This window comes from Brevundimonas sp. UBA5866, from assembly GCF_002432125.1.
GTDB lineage: Bacteria > Pseudomonadota > Alphaproteobacteria > Caulobacterales > Caulobacteraceae > Brevundimonas.
This window is the reverse complement of the sequence record NZ_DJFS01000097.1, coordinates 1-16,594: the sequence shown is the minus strand read 5'-3', so window position 1 is coordinate 16,594 and position 16,594 is coordinate 1. Positions and strand designations below refer to the sequence as shown.

The window sequence follows — 16,594 nt, the reverse complement described above, 5'->3', positions numbered from 1 at the left end:
CCGGTCAGGCGGCGATATCGACGCGGCGCGAGGCGCTGAGCGTCGAGAAGTAAACGTCTTCGAGGTTGCCGCTGACCGGTTCGAACCCTTCGCCAGGCTTGGTGTCAGCCAGAACGTGGATGATGGTGCGGCCCGCGAACAGTCGGGTCGAGATGACCTCGAACGCGGCGCGGTGGTCCTCCAGCGCATCCTTGTCGATGACCTTGCGCCAGACACGGCCGTCCAGGCTGTGGATCAGGTCAAGCGGCGCGCCTTCAAGCTGGATGCGGCCACCGGCCAGAACCGCCATGCGCGGGCAAAGGTCGGCCACGTCTTCCACGATGTGGGTTGACAGGATCACGACCACGTTCTCGCCGATCTCGGCCAGCAGGTTCAGGAAGCGGTTGCGCTCTTCGGGGTCGAGGCCGGCGGTCGGCTCGTCCACGATGATCAGTTGCGGCTTGCCGATCAGGGCCTGGGCGATGCCGAAACGTTGGCGCATACCGCCCGAGAAACCGGCGATGGCTTTCTTGCGGACGTTCCACAGATTGACCTGGTTGAGCAGGGTCTCGACCGTGTCCTTGCGCTCCTTGCGTGCGGTCACGCCCTTCAGGATGGCCATGTGGTCCAGCATGTCATAGGCCGACACGCGCGGATAAACGCCGAAATCCTGCGGCAGATAGCCAAGGGTACGACGCAGAAGCTCGGGCTCCTTGATCACGTCGATCTCGCCGAATTTGATGCTGCCCGATGTCGGGGACTGCAGTGTCGCGATGGTGCGCATCAGGGTGGACTTACCCGCGCCATTCGGTCCGAGAAGACCGAACATACCGCGTGGAATTTCAAGCGAGATATCATCAAGCGCGCGCGTGCCATTGGCATAGACGTGCGTCAGGTTCGTAATCGAGAGCATTCGTTAGCCTCCAAGCCAGTGGCGCGCATTCCAAAAGCACAGCCCCCGAAACACAAGTGAATGATCTGTAAGGTCGATATTATCCGGCCGCAGGGCGATCGGGTGAGGGGGCTATTCCATAATTTAGATAAACTAATAATTCGCGTGCGATTACTGCTTTGCAAAAATGTAGATGTGATGTGAGAAGTTCAGTTGTGTCCGCATTTATCTCATCCCCTCTGGCGGGTTGATGTGTGGCTAAGGTGAAGTTCTTCTAAAAAATGTCCAGCGCATCTCCGTATGCCGCTTGCCCTTTCACGATTGTCCGGAGCCGAAACATGAGAAAATGGCTGATCACAGCTGCCAGTGCCGTCATTTGGGTGCCGACAGTGGTGTGTGCGGGCGAGGGAAACCGTGTCGCTCCCTCTGCGGCATTGGTCGATACGGTTCACAGCGAGGCGCTGGTTCTGGATGCTCATGCCGATGTGCTGACCGACCGGACGCCGCAACGCTATTTTCTGGCCGACGGCGGTTCGCGCAACAGCGTGGAGAGGCTGAGAGCCGGACAGGTGGACGCTGTGGTCCTGTCGCTGGCGGTAGGGCCGGGTCCCCGTGACGCCGCGGGCGTAGCCGCCGCGCGTGAGGAAATCGCCGAAAAGCTGGGCGCGGTGCGCGCCCGCATTGCGGCATCCGACGGTCAGCTGGTGCTGGCCCGATCAGCGGCCGACATAGAGCGCGCCGAACAGGAAGGCAAAACTGCCGTGCTTCTCTCATTCCAGAATGCCCGGGCGCTGGGCACAGACATAGGGGCGATCGATGCCCTGTACCGCGATGGCGTTCGCGTATTCGCCTTCAACCATGCGGGCCATAACGACTGGTCCGATTCCTCGCGTCCATCCGTGGGCGAGCCGCTAGCCGAGCATGGCGGGCTGTCGGCGGTGGGGCGCTCGGCGGTGCCGCGCCTGAACGATCTGGGGATACTGATCGATGTCTCCCAGCTTTCGAAAGCGGCGCTGGTCCAGACGTTGAATCTGACCCGCGTGCCGGTAACGGCCACCCATTCCAATGCCAGCGCCGTGCGCCAGCACCCGCGCAGTCTGGATGACGAGGAACTGGATGCGATCAAGGCCAACGGCGGGGTGGTGCATGTCACGCCGTTCAACAGCTATCTGGTGCATCTGGACCCGGAAGCCCGCGCGCGCATTGCGCAGGTGTGGCTGGCCCACGGCCTGTCGGCCGAGTTCAACGCAGGCAACGATGGCTATGGGACGCTGTCAGGCGAAGCGCAGCAAGCCTTCCTTGACGCGTTGGCCCGCGTGCAGCCCAGGGCCAGCGTGGCCGATCTGGTTGACCATATCGACTATATCGCCCGCCGCATCGGGGTGGAGCATGTCGGCATCGGCACAGACTTTGACCACGGGGCAGGGATAAACGGGTTCGATTCCGCCGCCGAGGCGCGATCGGTAACCGCGGAGCTGCTGGCCCGTGGCTATACACCCGATCAGGTGACCGCCATCTGGGGCGGTAATTTCCTGAGAGTATTGCGTGCTGCACAGGCGGGGCGGCGAAGTTGATCCCTCCTTCGTATGCCGGTCTGTGTAGCGGGCAATAAAAAGCGGGCCGGAAGGTATCTTCCGGCCCGCCATTCGTTTCGGGATCACAGATCGTCTTTGGGCACACCGTCATTGCCCTCGACGCGGTCGCGATAGAGCGAGGCGCGGGCCAGAAGCACCATCGTGACCGGCGTCGTGACCAGAACAAAGATGCCGACCAACAGGGCCTTCAGGGTGAAGCCCTCGATATGGCTGAAGTAGACAATCATCGCTGCGATCACAGCCCCCACACCCAGGGTGGAGGTCATTGTCGGGGCGTGGATCCGCTCGTACATGTTGGGCAGCTGGCGCAGGCCGACGCTGCCGAGAAGGGCCACGAAGGCCCCCAACAGACACAGTGCCGTCACGACGATGGCCGCCCACATCGGAATATCGGGCAGATTGGCTGGAGCAGTCATTCGATCACCTCGCCACGCATGAGGAATTTGGCCAGAGCCACGGTCGAGGTGAAGCCGATCACGGCCAGGATCAGCGACGTCTCGAAATAGGCGGTCAAAGCCGTACGGATGCAATGGACCATGATCAGCAGCATGCCGTTCAGGTACAGGGTATCAAGCCCCAGAACGCGGTCCTGTGCACGCGGTCCTATCAGCACGCGCCATGCGCACAGCAGCATGGAAAAGCCCAGAATGACCTGTGCCAGACCGGTGCCCCAAAAAACGATGGCGGCGGGGGTCATGGGAAGATCTCCATCAGCAGGCGCTCATAGCGGTCGTGCACGATTTTCTGCCAGTCATCACCCTCTCGCAGGTCCAGCACATGCATCAGCAGAACACGTGAATAGCGGTCATACTGAACCCAGGCCGTACCGGGCGTTGAGGTGAGGATGATCGCCAGACAGGCCAGGGCATAGCGGTTGCTGCACTGAAGCGGGATGCGCACGAAGCCGGATTTGCGAACACCCTTGCGGTGTCCCATCACGATCTGGGCCACTTGCCAGTTCGACTTCAGCATATCGACCAGCAGACGGTACAACAGGCGCAATACCGACAGCGGTCTGGCGACCCTGACGCGCTCGGGCTCCAGTACCCGCATCACCTGCGGCACCAGCAGGGCGACAATGACAGCAATGGTCAGGTGGCCGTTACCGAACGGCGTGGACATCAACAGCCACACCACGAACAGGGCCACGCTGAGCAGGGGATGGGGCAGTACCCACTGGAAGACCTTGCGCATTACAGACGCCCCTTCAGCACTGCGGCGACATAGTCTGTCGGACGTGTCAGCCATTCCCCCGTATGCTGGGCGAAATCCAGAGCCGGGCCGCCAGCCACCGTCAGCCACAGACAGCAGCCGATAAGGCCACCGATGGCGACGAATTCGGGGCTGCGCACAACCAGGCCATTGCTCTCATCGCGTTTCCAGAAGCCGTCAATGCCGATGCGAACATGGGCGATCAGGGTGGCGAAGCTGGAGAAGGTCAGGATACCGATCACCCACCAGCTGAGCGGATGGGCGGCACCGTTACCGTCAAGAAGGCCGATGAAGATGGCCAGCTTGCCGATGAAACCGGCCAGCGGCGGCATGGAGGCCACCACCAGAGCGGCAAAGGCGAAGAAGGCCCCCAGAAGCGCCAGCGAACGCGGCATGACACGACCCACTTCTTCGACCTCATCCGCCTCGAACGGATCGGTGTACTCATCGTCGAAGAAGGCATCGCCACCGGCGGCGGCGCGGTCCTCGCCACGCGTCAGGATCTCGGCGATCAGGAACAGCGCGCCCGTGGCCAGTGTCGAAGCGAACATATAGAACAGCGCACCGCCGATCACATCGGCCTGACCGATGCCGACCAGGGCCAGTACGGTGCCCGACGAGGCCATGACGGCATAGCCGACCACACGCTCCAGCCTTTGGGCGGCGATCACACCGGCGGCACCGAACAGCACGGTTGCCAGCCCCATGACCGTCAGCAGGGTCTGGGCAAAGCCGGCGCTGTCACCGCTTTCGGGATGGAACATGAGCATGGACAGGCGCAGCAGCACATAGACACCGACCTTGGACAGCAGGGTAAAGACCGCTGCGACCGGGGCAGAGGCGGCCGAATAGGCCCCCGGCAGCCACAGGCCCAAGGGCCATGCGGCGGCCTTGATCAGGAAGGCCACGCCCAGAATGGCGCAACCGGCTTCGAACAGGGGGCGGTCTGCGGCGGGGATATAGGCGATGCGCGCCGACAGGTCGGCCATGTTGAGCGCACCGACCGTGCCGTAGATCAGCGCCACACCGATCAGGAAGAAGAGCGAGGCCGTCAGGTTGATGGCGACATAGCCCAGACCCGCCCGAACCCGTGCCTCGCCCGAGCCATGCAGCAGCAGGCCATAGGAGGCCGCCAGCATGACCTCGAAGAAGACGAACAGGTTGAACAGGTCGCCGGTCAGCACCGCGCCGCTGACGCCCATCATCAGCAACAGGTAGAGGGCGTGGAAACGCGGACCTGCCCGATCCCATCGCGCCAGCGCGAAGACCAGACCGGCGGCGCCGACAATGGCGATGAGGGCCAGCATCAGGGTGGAAAGGCGGTCGGCCACCAGTACGATGCCGAACGGTGCGGACCAGTTGCCCAGGCTGTACACGCGGGCCGTATCGGTACCGCCCGATCCGCCGATACTGGCTTCCTGAAGCAGAAGCAGGGCGGTGGTCAGAAGGGCGGCGCATACGGCCAGGCTGAGCGCGGCCTTGGTCTTGTACCTCTGCTCCTTCAGCAACAGCATGAAGGCCGCCGCCACAAGCGGCAGAAGGATCGGCAGGATGATCAGATGTTCGAGTAGCGACGGCGTCATTCGGTTTCTTGTCCGTCAACGTGGTCGGTGCCGGTGATGCCGCGGGCGGTCAACAGAACGACAAGATAAAGGGCGGTCAGGGCAAAGGAGATGACGATGGCCGTCAGCACCAGAGCCTGGGGTACGGGATCGGCAAAGGCGGAGGGATCGACCTCGCCCGGGTGGACCAGCGGAGGCGCTGCGGCCTTGAGGCGGCCCATCGCGAAGATGAACAGGTTCACCGCATAGCCCAGCAGGCTGAGGCCGATGATGACCTGGAAGGTCCGCGGACGCAGCAACAGCCACACGCCCGAGGCGGTCATGATGCCAATACCGATGGCGAGGATGATTTCCATTACACACCCTCCTCAGGCGCGGGAGCAGGCTCGATTTCACGCGGTTTGCGCAAGGACTGGTGCGCAATAGCGGTCAGCATCAGCACGGTGGCACCCACCACCAGCAGGGCCACGCCCAGATCGAAGATAACAGCCGTTGCCATCGGCACCTTCTCCACCCACGGCAGGGAGCCGTACTGGAAATAGGTGGTCAGGAACGGATAGTTGAACAGCCAGGAGGCCACGCCCGTCAGGGCCGAAATCAGCAGACCGCCGCCAATCCAGTACAGCGGACGGATGCGCAGGCGGTCTTCGACCCAGCGCGCGCCTTCGGCCATATACTGAAGGATGAAGGCGACCGACATGGCCACGCCCGCGGCAAAACCGCCGCCGGGCAAATCGTGGCCGCGCAGGAAGAAGTGCAGAGCCAACAGGATGATGAAGGGGAAGGTCCACTTCATCACCACAGACGGAATGAGCATGGTTTCGCTCAGGGTGTCGCCTGACTTGCGCTTGTCATGGCGCCGGTCGTGCCGCTCCTGGACGCGCTTCTGTTCGGTGATGCCGCGGGCTTCCTCGGCCGGGCGGAAACGGCGCAGCAGAGCCCAGATGGTCAGACCCACAATGCCCAGAACCGTAATCTCGCCCAGAGTGTCGAAGGCGCGGAAATCGACCAGCAGAACGTTGACGACATTGCGCCCGCCGCCGCGCGGATAGGTTTCCTCGAGGAAGAAGGTCGCCAGATGGCTGTCGCCCGGACGGGTCATTACGGCAAAGGCGAGAGTTGCCATGCCCAGACCGGCCGTGATGGCGATAGCGAAGTCGACAAAACGACGGCGGCGCGAGCGGAAATCGGTCTTGCTGGGGGCCATCTCAACCGAGCGTTTGGGCAGCCAGCGCAGGCCCAGCAACAGCAGCACGCCGGTCACGATTTCCACCAGCATCTGGGTGGCGGCCAGATCGGGTGCCGAGAACCAGACGAAGGTGATCGCGCTGACCAGACCGCATCCCGCCATCAGGGTGACGGCGGCGAGGCGGTGATACTTGGCCTGCCATGCCGCGGCGATGGCGCAACCGCTGGCCACAACCCACAGAAGGGTAAAGCCGATGCCGGGGCGCTGTATTTGAATGCCTGCCTCGGCAAAGCCCAATCCGGCCAGGCCCACCGCAACGGTAGCCGCCAGAATGGCGAACAGCACGATCATGCGGATGCGCGATTGCTGGCGGCGCGAACCCAGCTGGATCACCGTCCATTCGGAAGCGACCGTCAGCGAGCGCATGGCGCGGTCAAAGGCGCGCTTTCCGCTGAAACGTCCGATGATCCAGGCCTTTTTGGCGCGGTTGATGTGTTTGCCCAGAAGGATATAGGCCACCACGCCGCCGATCATGGCGATGGCGCTCATCAACAGGGGCAGGTTGAAGCCGTGCCAGATGGAGACGCTGTAGTACGGCGTATCGGGACCCAGCACAGACATCACCGCCAGCTTCAGCAGCGGCGCGATAGTCAGGGCCGGAATGACACCCACCAGCACGCAGGCCAGCACCAGCAGCTCGATCGGGAAACGCATCCAGCGCGGCGGCTCGTGCGGGGTTTTTGGCAGATTCGTCGGGGCGGGGCCGAAAAAGACCTGATGGATGAAGCGGACCGAATACAGGACCGACAGGGCGCTGGCGACCGTGGCCAGAACCGGAACCAGCAGCGACAGGTCGCGCCCTTCCATCGCCTCCAGCGCTTCGGTCAGGAACATTTCCTTGGACAGGAAGCCGTTCAGCAGCGGGACACCGGCCATAGCCCCGGCGGCGACAATGGCCAGGGTGGCGGTGATGGGCATCAGCTTGCGCAGGCCCGACAGTTTGCGCAGGTCGCGGGTGCCGCTTTCGTGGTCGATCACACCGGCGGCCATGAACAGCGAGGCCTTGAACGTGGCGTGGTTGACGATGTGGAAGATGGCCGCCACCGCCGCCAGCGGCGTACCCATGCCCAGCAGCAGGGTGATCAGGCCGAGGTGGCTGATGGTGGAATAGGCCAGAAGACCCTTGAGGTCGTTCTGGAAAACAGCGGCCCATGCACCGAACAGCAGGGTGATCATGCCCGCGCCGCCGATCAGATAGCCCCACTCGGGCGTGCCGGCCAGCACCGGCCAGAAACGCACCATCAGGAAGACGCCGGCCTTCACCATAGTGGCAGAGTGCAGATAGGCGCTGACGGGGGTGGGGGCCGCCATCGCGCGCGGCAGCCAGAAGTGGAAGGGGAACTGGGCGCTCTTGGTCAGCGCGCCGATCATCATCAGTACCATCGCCGTCAGATACAGCGGGCTTTCCTTGATGATATTTCCGGAAGCCAGCACGACATCTAGGTCGAAACTGCCGACGATACGGCCCAGTACCACAACGCCCGCCAGCAGGCACAGCCCGCCCAGAGCCGTCACCGTCAGGGCCATCTTGGCCCCGTTCTGCGCGGACTCGCTGTGGTTCCAATAGCCGATCAGCAGGAAGGAGAAGAAGCTGGTCAGTTCCCAGAACAGCACCAGCTGGATCAGGTCACCGGCGAGCACGACACCGGTCATGGCCCCCATAAAGGCCATCAGGAAGGAGAAGAAACGCGGGACCGGATCTTCGGGCGACATGTAATATCGCGCATAGATCACCACCAGCAGACCGATGACCTGGACAATCAGGGCAAACAGCCACGCAAACCCGTCAAGGCGAAGGCGGAAGGCAACATCCAGACTGGGCAGCCATTCGGCGGCGAAGCGCACCACCTCGCCCGAGGCGACGGTGGGATACATCCACAGCAGGGAAAACACGCCGATCAGGGCGGTGAGGGATGACAGACTTGCGGCGGCGTTACGGGCCTTGGTCGGCAGGAAACTTGCCGCAATTGCTGCAATGAAGGGGGTGGCAAACGGTATCAGCAGCAGTGTGGCCTGGTTCATCCGCGGGCAGGTCTCCTGGTCATGTGGGGTGCAGGGCGTGCCCCTGCGTTTTGATGTGCATCCGGAAAGAATGTGGAAGGGAGAAACCACATCCGAAACAGGCAGCAGCATTCACAGCTTGCGCAGCTGCAGTTCCAGTCAATGCTGTAACAAAACTTGCCGCCCGTGTCCGATCACTAAAACGCCAAAAGGCGAAATAAAAGTGACAGCGGTTCAGAAAAAGGTGAGGCGAATTGACGCTTTACCCCGATTTCTGAAGGCTCAGGCGCTGTTCTTGGAAAGGAAGCCCGGCAGCAGTTGAGCCACCACATTGCGGCTGGCGTCCTGTTCCTGGTCCAGCATGTCACGCAAGGGTTCGCCGATCAGCGCCTCGCCAAAAGCGGTCAGGGCGATGAACAGAACGGCCGAACCGATGGCCTTGCGAGGCAGACGGTCTTCGCTGCCGATCTTGTTTTCGATAGCCTTGACCAGATCCTGCACGGCCAGACGGACGGGTTCGAGGTGGGTCAGATCACCCGACAGCGCAATCCACGCCGCCAGACGTCCGGCACCGCCGGAAGTGAAGGCTTCGAACACGGCGTTGACGACTTCGAGGGGGGCCCCCTCGTCGGTGCGCAGACGGACCACGGCGTCCTGGATGGCGTCGGCCAGATCGCGGACCATCGACTCCATCAGTGCCGATTGGAGCCCCCCTGCCGACCCGAAGTGGTGGATCAGGTTGGCATGGGTCACGCCGATGCGCCCGGCCACAGCCGAGAGGGTCACGGCATCCGGACCTCCTGTCAGCAGCAGGATCCGGGCCTCGGTCAGTGCCTCGCGGCGGGCTTCCTCCGGCGAGCGGCGGCGGCGGCGGGGGCGTTCTTGCGTTTCAATTGACATTGATGTAAATGACATCCGTGTAGGTAGAGTTTCTTACGCACGAAAACGAAAGGAACTTCAAGTGGCGACGCTAACCGCTCAAGGTGACCTTGCGGAAACATTACACAACAAAACGGTTGTGTCTCAGCCTTCGTCAACTCTTGTTAGAAAACAAGTGCAACCCTTACGTGCCATTCGTGCGTTGAGAAGGCTGGTTGCGGACAAGGACGATACCGAACAAGTCTTTGAAATTATGAACGCATTGGTTGGGCGTTCAATCGAATGGGGGTACCGTAGGTTACTCGAGACCCCTGTGGGCGGCGTCGAGGCTTACCGCCGTGCGGAGATTGCGGAATTACTTCAGGACTATAACCAGTTAAGACAACTGCCAACGGGTAGTGTCGGCGAAGCTTACCTCAATTTTATCAAATCGCAGAATTTTTCCGCCTACGGCCTTGCCGATGAAAGCCGCAAGGTCAGGGATAGTGAAATCGAGGCCCAGCATCCGCATGCCTGGTTCGCGCGGCGTCTGCGTGATGTGCACGATATCTGGCATGTGCTGACGGGTTATGGCGCGGATGCGCTGGGCGAGGCCTGTGTTGTGGCTTTCTCCTTGCCGCAGACACGCAGCAAGGGCTTCGGCGTCATTGCTGTGGCTATCGCAATCCAGTTCGCCAGAGCGCGTACCGGTTATCCGTGCGCGCGGGCCGTTTGGCAGGCGTGGCGTGATGGACGCAAAGCCGAATGGCTGCCCGGTGTCGATTATGCCGCCCTGTTGGCCATGCCTCTGGAAGAGGCGCGGCGGGTTCTGAAAATCCCCGAACCGGTCATCTACGACAAAGTGCCCCGGCATCTGCGCAATGCCTATCGCGGGGCAAAGGCGGCCTGAAGGAAAGGGGCGACCGGATGGCCGCCCCTTTATCGCCTTGAGCCCAGGGCTGTGCGTTGCCGTGTCAGTATAAAGCCGAAGGCCGCGGCCAGCGGGAACATCAATACGCCATAGATGGCGGCGGGCAGGGTCATCTGCGGGCTTTGCAGAACGGACTGGGCGATCACAATGGCCAGGGTGGCATTGTGCAATCCGACCTCGAAACTGCTGGCAATCGACTGCGCGCGATCGATCCTGAGCAGGCGGGGAATGGCAAACCCGAGGCTGAGGCTGAGCAGGCAGAACGCCACGACGATGCCGACCAGACTGCCGAGATTGGCCAAAAGCGCCTCACGGCCGGACAAGGCCGCGCCCAGAATGACCAAGGTCAAGATCAGGATGGAGGCCAGCCGGACCGGCTTGTCCATCGCCTTGGCAAAGGCGGGCCTCATACGGCGCACCGCCATACCCGCCATCACCGGCACCAGCACAATCAGAAAGACTTCCAGTGTCTTTCTGAATTGGAGCCCGACCTGCATGTCGCCTGGCTGGAAATAGGCCACCGACAGATTGACGATGATCGGCAGGGTAAAGACGGCAATCACCGAGTTGATAGCGGTAAGACTGATATTGAGGGCCACATCGCCACGGAACAGGTGGCTGTAAAGATTTGCGGTCGTGCCCCCCGGTGAGGCGGCCAGCAGCATCATACCGACCGCCAGCAGCGGCGGCAGATTGAACGCCAGACACAGGCCGAAACATACGAGAGGCAGCACAATCAGCTGACAGGTCAGGGCCACGATGGCGGCCTTGGGTCTTTGTGCCACGCGGGCAAAGTCTGCGGGCGTAAGGTCCAGCCCCAGGCCGAACATGATGATGCCCAGCGCGATCGGCAGGCCAATCAATACAATCGATGAGTCCATAGAAATCTGCCTCCCCGCAGATACATGGAGATGTCAGGGAGCCGCCCTTGCGGTCTTGGTCTTATGCCGACAGAACGTCGTTCAGGGCGTGGCCTGCTGTCAAACCCGAGAATATGCAGCCGCCCAGGAATGTTCCCTCCAGCGCATTATAGCCGTGCACGCCGCCGCCGCCGAAACCGCAGGCCTCGCCTGCGGCATACAGGCCCTCGAACACGGTGCCGTCGGGTTTCAGTACGCGCGAAGACAGGTCGGTCTGCAGCCCGCCCAGGGATTTGCGCGTCAGTGTGTGCAGCTTGATCCCGATCAGGGGCCCATGCGCCGGATCCAGAAGGCGATGCGGCTTTGTCGTCCGCGCCAGCCGGTCACCCAGATAGCGGCGGCTGTTGTGAATGCCCTGTATCTGCACATCCTTGGCATAGGGGTTGTTCACCTGGGCGTCACGATCCTCGATCTGGCGGCGCACATGCGCGGCATCCAGCAGGGGCGTATCGGTCAGGGCGTTCATCTGCGCGACCAGTGTCTCCAGATCGTCGGCGGTCACAAAGTCCGCACCATGCTGGCGGAAGGCCTCGACCTCGGCGGGCGGTTCTGACGACAGGCGCGACATGAATACGGACAGGCGTCTGCGCTCTGTGATGTCGCGGTTCTGCTCCGATCCCGACAAGGCGAACTCCTTGGCCATGATATCGCGGGTGACGATGAACCAGCTGTGGTCATAGGCCGCGATGTCGGGCGTGGTGCGCAGATATTTCAGAGTGGCGACGGTGTCATAGCCGGGCAGGGCCGGGAAGGGCAGGCGACGCCCCAGCGCATCCAGCCATAGGGGCGACGGACCGGGCAGGATCCGGATGGCATGGCGCGGCCATATGGGGTCCCAGTTCCGTACGCCCTCGACATAGTGCCACATGCGGTCGCGGTTCACGAGGCGGGCACCGGCATCACCGGCGATATCAAGCATACGACCGTCAACATAGGCGGGCACGCCGGTTATCATTTCGCGGGGAGGCTGACCCAACCGTTCGGGCCAGTATCGACGCACCAGTTCGTGGTTGCCGCCAATCCCGCCGGTGGCCAGTACGACAGCCGTGGCCCGCAGACTGAAACTGCCGGCAGGTGTGCGATTGGTTGGGACGGCGCGCGGCGCATCGTCATCTGCCAGCACTGTACCCTCGACGCCGACAACGCGGCCGGCCTCGACGATCAGAGCGTCAACCCGATGGCGGTGGTAGAAGGACAGTGTGCCTTCCTTGTTCGCTTCACGGGCGCTGTCGGCAAAGGGCTCGGACACACCGGTGCCTGTGCCCCAGGCGACATGAAAGCGAGGGACGGAGTTGCCGTGGCCATCGGCCCGTCCGCCGCCTCTCTCGGCCCAGCCGACCATAGGGGTCAGGCTGATTCCATTAGCCTTGATCCAGTGGCGTTTCTCGCCGGCGGCGAATTCCACATAGGCGCGGCCCCATTGTTGGGCCCAATAGTCCTCGTCCAAGGGGCCGGACAGCCGGTCCCACCCTGCGCTACCGCACCAGTCACGCCACGCCAGGTCCAGACTGTCGCGAATGCCGAGGCGTCTTTGCTGGGGGCTGTCGACCAGAAACAGACCGCCAAAAGACCAAAACGCCTGACCGCCCAGATTGTGGGCGTTCTCCTGATCGAGCAGGGCCACACGATGGCCCTTGCGGCGCAACTCGTGCGCGGTCACCAGTCCGGCCAGACCGGCCCCTACAACAATCACATCCGCGTCCATGACGGCTCCTCGAGGTGCGGGACAATGGCTGTTCGCGCCACCGTAGGGGGAGGGGTGGGCGAATGCGGGTCTACCTTGTCCTGCATGCAGGGAAAGGTCAATATTGACATAAACGTAAACAGTGTCATTCTGGACAGGCTTCCGCTTCTCTGAACCGGAACCGTCGTTCTGGAATCGGCATCCTCACCAGACGGCGATCCTGCTGTTGGCCCGTTCTGAACGGTGCCCGACTGATGGCCGCCTCGTCACCCGCGGGGCGGCCGTTTTTTGTCCGTGATCTTAAAGTTGCAGTCGATCGCGCGCCAACGCACATCGCTGTAAACAAGTATTGACAGTATGGTCAGCAAGTGGATTGATATAGCGCAGGTATGCGACCGATCCGCCCGGTCGCAACCCACAATCAGGCGGTCAATAATAGGGTGGTCTCCCGCGTAGCTACGACCGCCCGCTGGGGAGGTTTTAATTCGTATGCCTTACGCTGGTCGCGTTCGCGCGAAGTGGGCTGTCACCGCTTCGGTCGTTGCTCTTGTCGGAGCTATTGCTCCTGTCGCTCTTGCCCAGGAAGCCGATCCCACAGAGGTCGGCGAGGTCATCGTCACCGCCCAGAAACGTGAACAGGCGATCCGCGACGTGCCCATTGCGGTTACGGCACTTAGCGCTGAAAATCTGGATTCCATGAAGATCGAGGGCGGATCGGAACTGCTTCGCGCCGTACCGAACGTCACCTTCTCCAAGTCCAACTTCTCCATGTACAATTTCGCCATTCGCGGCGTGGGCACCAAGGCCATTTCGGCCTCTTCGGACCCTGCGGTGGCTGTCAGCTTCAACAACACGCCGCTCCTGAGGAACCGTCTGTTCGAATCCGAGTATCTTGATGTCCAGCGCGTCGAGGTGCTGCGCGGACCGCAGGGAACCCTCTATGGCCGAAACGCGACCGGTGGTGTCGTGAACATGATTCCGAACCTGCCGCGCGACTATTTCGAAGCGCTGATCAAGGTAGAGGGCGGTAATTTCGGATCCTTCCGTGGTCAGGCGATGATCAACGTGCCCGTGACCGATACCTTTTCGGTTCGTGCGGCGGGCAGTTTCACCAAGCGCGACGGCTTTGACTACAACACCTTCCTTGGTGAAGAAACCAATGGTCGGGACCTGTGGTCCACGCGCGTTTCGGCCGCCTGGAATCCGACCGATCGCTTCCGTGCCAATCTGGTCTGGGAGCATTTCGAGGAAGACGATGACCGTCTGCGCACGGGCAAAACCCTGTGTACCAAAGACCCGACCAAGACGAGATATGGCAGCGTGAACCTGACCAATCTGGAATGGGCGGGGCGTATGAACCAGGGCTGTCTGCCGGGCTCACTATATAATGATGCGGCCTACGACACGCCGAACGGTCTGGGTCTTGGGCAGTTGATCATCGCATCCGGCATTGGCATGGGCCAACGCTTTGAGAACGGCGTGCTGAAAACCGTTTTCCTGCTCGATTATGCCGATCCGTTCGCAGGCCAGACCCAATCAAAGAACCTGCGTGAAATCGCAACGTCCTATAAGCCCAAATACGTTGCCGAAAATGACGTCGTGCAGTTGAATCTCGAATTCGATATCACGCCGACTCTGACTTTCTATTCGCAGACGGCATATTCAAAAGACGATTTCTACGCGACGCAGGACTATAATCGTTTCGTATCGAACGAGATCATCAACAGCTCGGACAACCTGCTGAAGAACGGTGTAGTTGTTCCGTCGCGCATTGCGCCGGGCGGCCTTTACAATGATCCGCAGCTTGGTGCCTCCAGCCGGATGGAGTCCGCAGATCTCAGCGTCTCGGACAACAAGCAAATCTATCAGGAGTTCCGGCTGCAGTCGTCCAACGACGGTGGCTTCAACTTCAGCCTTGGTGCCAACTTCCTCGATTTCAAAACGCAGGACGACTATTTCGTCTTCAACAACCTTTTCAGCGCCCTGGCCGAATGGTTCTACGGTCAGGACGGAAACTATCAGGATACCCAGACGCGCCGTTGCCTGGATGGAAAGGACCCGAACCAGAACGAATGCGTCTATGTGGACTATAGCCCGCTGAACGATTTCGTCGGCGACGGTCACAACTACTTCCGCAGCCTCAACAAGGTGCATACCCGTTCATGGGCTGCGTTCGGTGAAGGGTATTGGGATATCGGCGAAAAGAACCGTCTGACCGTTGGCCTGCGCTATACCGAAGACCGCAAGACGACTACGCCTTATCCCAGCCAGCTTCTGCTCGGTTATAGGGATGCTGATGGCGTAGGGGTGACGACGGGTGGCCGCGTCGCGCGTGGCTATTATGCGCTGCCGGACGTCGAGCAATCCTGGAACGCGGTGACCGGCCGCGCCGTATGGGACTGGAAGCCGTTCGACGGCATGATGACCTACGCCTCCTATAGCCGCGGCTATAAGGGCGGCGGCACCAACCCGCCGCGTGCGGACATGGACCCGGCTGTGGTCCAGTATCAGCCGCTCGCTGAAACCTTCGATCCCGAATATCTCGACGCTTACGAGATCGGTGCCAAATATCTCAGCCCGACCGGTGCCTTCAGCCTGAATGTCACGGCCTTCTATTATGACTATCAGGACTATCAGGTCTCGCAGATCGTGGACCGCATCTCTCTGAACGAGAATTTCAATGCGGAATCGATGGGTATCGAGTTCGAGTCTGTCTGGCATCCGTTCGAGAATTTCCGTGTCGATGCCAATGTGGGCTTCCTGAAAACCCGCGTCGCTGATGGAGAAGAGTCCATCGACATCATGAACCGTACCCAGGGTAACGAGGACTGGGTTCTGCTGCGTCCGTGGGTACAGGTGCCTTCGAACTGTATCGCGCCCAAGGCGGTGGTCGAGCGACTGCTGAGTTCACCTGCCGCAACCAACTTCGGTTCGATCGGTCTTGCCATGCTGTGTGGCAGCGCCGGACGCTATGGATCTTTCACGCCTGACTATCCCGGCATCATCCCGTTCACCCTGCTGACGGGCATTACCTATGATCCGTGGAAGGATGCTCCCAACCGTGGTCGTGGCTTTGCTGCCGATCTGAGCGGAAACGAGCTTCCTAACGCGCCGCGCTGGACCGCCAATGTGGGGGCTCAATATACGTGGCACATGACGAACTCGCAGCTGACCGTTCGCGGTGACTATTACCGACAGGCCGACAGCTATTTCCGTGTCTACAACACCGAGTACGATCGCATCCGCGGTTGGGACAACGTCAACCTGACGGCGACCTGGGCCTTCCCGGGCCAGGACCTGATGATACAGGCCTATGTGAAGAACCTGTTTGATGACGCGCCCATTGTTGACGCCTTCACCAACAGCGATGACTCGCTGCTGACGACGAACGTCTTCACTCTTGATCCGCGCCTCTGGGGGATCTCGCTGACCAAGCGCTTCTAAATATCTGGCGGATTGCGGAGCAACTCCGCTCCACATGATCGGCCGACTTGAAGGGGTGTTTCACCGATTCAGGTCGGCCGATTTCTGTTCGTTCGAAAGTTTGATTTTGGTGAAGGAATCGGTTGTGGACTCAGGGGCGGGTGCGTATAGAGCCACCTCGCTCGGCGGCGGGCGGTTCTTCGGAGCCGAAGTTGTCGGGAAGTCAGTCTACCGGGGGCTTATGTGTTCCTGGATTTTTCGGATTTGGACCTTTGGGTTTGGGTTTGG

Annotated in this window: 13 protein-coding genes; 3 read left to right on the top strand and 10 right to left on the bottom strand. The window is 61.3% G+C overall.

Features of this window, described 5'->3' with window-relative positions; all coding sequences use genetic code 11:
• Positions 1 to 4 precede the first annotated feature (4 nt).
• The gene (locus B3H86_RS12715; RefSeq protein WP_292054488.1) at positions 5 to 892 is read right to left on the bottom strand and encodes an ABC transporter ATP-binding protein; all 888 of its coding nucleotides are present in this window, start codon (positions 890 to 892) and stop codon (positions 5 to 7) included.
• 317 nt (positions 893 to 1,209) lie between these two features.
• On the opposite strand from B3H86_RS12715, the gene B3H86_RS12710 reads away from it, so the two are divergent.
• Positions 1,210 to 2,445 carry a dipeptidase gene (locus B3H86_RS12710; protein ID WP_292054486.1) on the top strand — a complete coding sequence of 412 codons (1,236 nt, stop codon included), beginning with the start codon at positions 1,210 to 1,212 and terminating at the stop codon, positions 2,443 to 2,445.
• An 83-nt stretch (positions 2,446 to 2,528) separates the two neighbouring features.
• On the opposite strand, the gene mnhG is transcribed toward B3H86_RS12710, so the two are convergent.
• From mnhG to B3H86_RS12675, 7 genes are all read right to left on the bottom strand, one after another.
• Positions 2,529 to 2,882 (bottom strand): monovalent cation/H(+) antiporter subunit G, encoded by a 354-nt coding sequence (gene mnhG / locus B3H86_RS12705; protein ID WP_292054485.1) that lies wholly within the window; start codon positions 2,880 to 2,882, stop codon positions 2,529 to 2,531.
• Positions 2,879 to 3,163: a K+/H+ antiporter subunit F gene (locus B3H86_RS12700; protein ID WP_292054484.1), complete on the bottom strand. Its 285-nt coding sequence runs from the start codon at positions 3,161 to 3,163 to the stop codon at positions 2,879 to 2,881. Before B3H86_RS12700 ends, mnhG begins: the two co-directional genes overlap by 4 nt.
• On the bottom strand, positions 3,160 to 3,660 hold the full coding sequence (locus B3H86_RS12695) for a Na+/H+ antiporter subunit E (protein ID WP_292054482.1): 501 nt from the start codon (positions 3,658 to 3,660) through the stop codon (positions 3,160 to 3,162). The genes B3H86_RS12700 and B3H86_RS12695 overlap by 4 nt, the downstream gene beginning before the upstream one ends.
• Positions 3,660 to 5,261 carry a monovalent cation/H+ antiporter subunit D gene (locus tag B3H86_RS12690; protein WP_292054480.1) on the bottom strand — a complete coding sequence of 534 codons (1,602 nt, stop codon included), beginning with the start codon at positions 5,259 to 5,261 and terminating at the stop codon, positions 3,660 to 3,662. The genes B3H86_RS12695 and B3H86_RS12690 overlap by 1 nt, the downstream gene beginning before the upstream one ends.
• Positions 5,258 to 5,596, bottom strand: coding sequence for a Na+/H+ antiporter subunit C (locus B3H86_RS12685; RefSeq protein WP_292054479.1), 339 nt, complete (start codon positions 5,594 to 5,596; stop codon positions 5,258 to 5,260). Before B3H86_RS12685 ends, B3H86_RS12690 begins: the two co-directional genes overlap by 4 nt.
• Positions 5,596 to 8,511, bottom strand: coding sequence for a monovalent cation/H+ antiporter subunit A (locus B3H86_RS12680; RefSeq protein WP_292054478.1), 2,916 nt, complete (start codon positions 8,509 to 8,511; stop codon positions 5,596 to 5,598). Before B3H86_RS12680 ends, B3H86_RS12685 begins: the two co-directional genes overlap by 1 nt.
• A gap of 261 nt (positions 8,512 to 8,772) precedes the next feature.
• A complete protein-coding gene (locus B3H86_RS12675) occupies positions 8,773 to 9,390 on the bottom strand; it encodes a TetR/AcrR family transcriptional regulator (RefSeq protein WP_292054476.1) in 618 nt (205 codons plus the stop codon).
• Between the two features lie 61 nt (positions 9,391 to 9,451).
• Here B3H86_RS12675 and B3H86_RS12670 point away from each other — a divergent pair, with 61 nt between their 5' ends.
• The gene (locus B3H86_RS12670; protein ID WP_292054474.1) at positions 9,452 to 10,258 is read left to right on the top strand and encodes a Coq4 family protein; all 807 of its coding nucleotides are present in this window, start codon (positions 9,452 to 9,454) and stop codon (positions 10,256 to 10,258) included.
• A gap of 29 nt (positions 10,259 to 10,287) precedes the next feature.
• Here the strand turns inward: B3H86_RS12670 and B3H86_RS12665 are convergent, their stop codons facing one another.
• Both B3H86_RS12665 and B3H86_RS12660 read right to left on the bottom strand, forming a co-directional pair.
• On the bottom strand, positions 10,288 to 11,160 hold the full coding sequence (locus tag B3H86_RS12665) for a bile acid:sodium symporter family protein (protein ID WP_292054472.1): 873 nt from the start codon (positions 11,158 to 11,160) through the stop codon (positions 10,288 to 10,290).
• A 61-nt stretch (positions 11,161 to 11,221) separates the two neighbouring features.
• Entirely contained in the window at positions 11,222 to 12,904 is a 1,683-nt protein-coding gene (locus tag B3H86_RS12660) for an FAD-binding dehydrogenase (protein ID WP_292054470.1), read from the bottom strand.
• Positions 12,905 to 13,372: 468 nt separating this feature from the next.
• Here B3H86_RS12660 and B3H86_RS12655 point away from each other — a divergent pair, with 468 nt between their 5' ends.
• Complete coding sequence (locus B3H86_RS12655) at positions 13,373 to 16,327, top strand: TonB-dependent receptor (protein WP_292054468.1); 2,955 nt, start codon at positions 13,373 to 13,375, stop codon at positions 16,325 to 16,327.
• Positions 16,328 to 16,594 lie beyond the last annotated feature (267 nt).

Excerpts from the sequence above, each read along its gene's own strand:
- B3H86_RS12685 (WP_292054479.1), bottom strand. The coding sequence starts at position 5,596 with ATGGAAATCATCCTCGCCATCGGTATTGGCATCATGACCGCCTCGGGC.
- mnhG (WP_292054485.1), bottom strand. The coding sequence starts at position 2,882 with ATGACTGCTCCAGCCAATCTGCCCGATATTCCGATGTGGGCGGCCATC.
- B3H86_RS12660 (WP_292054470.1), bottom strand. The coding sequence starts at position 12,904 with ATGGACGCGGATGTGATTGTTGTAGGGGCCGGTCTGGCCGGACTGGTG.
- B3H86_RS12680 (WP_292054478.1), bottom strand. The coding sequence starts at position 8,511 with ATGAACCAGGCCACACTGCTGCTGATACCGTTTGCCACCCCCTTCATT.
- B3H86_RS12655 (WP_292054468.1), top strand. The coding sequence starts at position 13,373 with ATGCCTTACGCTGGTCGCGTTCGCGCGAAGTGGGCTGTCACCGCTTCG.
- B3H86_RS12690 (WP_292054480.1), bottom strand. The coding sequence starts at position 5,261 with ATGACGCCGTCGCTACTCGAACATCTGATCATCCTGCCGATCCTTCTG.
- B3H86_RS12700 (WP_292054484.1), bottom strand. The coding sequence starts at position 3,163 with ATGACCCCCGCCGCCATCGTTTTTTGGGGCACCGGTCTGGCACAGGTC.
- B3H86_RS12715 (WP_292054488.1), bottom strand. The coding sequence starts at position 892 with ATGCTCTCGATTACGAACCTGACGCACGTCTATGCCAATGGCACGCGC.
- B3H86_RS12675 (WP_292054476.1), bottom strand. The coding sequence starts at position 9,390 with ATGTCAATTGAAACGCAAGAACGCCCCCGCCGCCGCCGCCGCTCGCCG.
- B3H86_RS12710 (WP_292054486.1), top strand. The coding sequence starts at position 1,210 with ATGAGAAAATGGCTGATCACAGCTGCCAGTGCCGTCATTTGGGTGCCG.
- B3H86_RS12695 (WP_292054482.1), bottom strand. The coding sequence starts at position 3,660 with ATGCGCAAGGTCTTCCAGTGGGTACTGCCCCATCCCCTGCTCAGCGTG.
- B3H86_RS12665 (WP_292054472.1), bottom strand. The coding sequence starts at position 11,160 with ATGGACTCATCGATTGTATTGATTGGCCTGCCGATCGCGCTGGGCATC.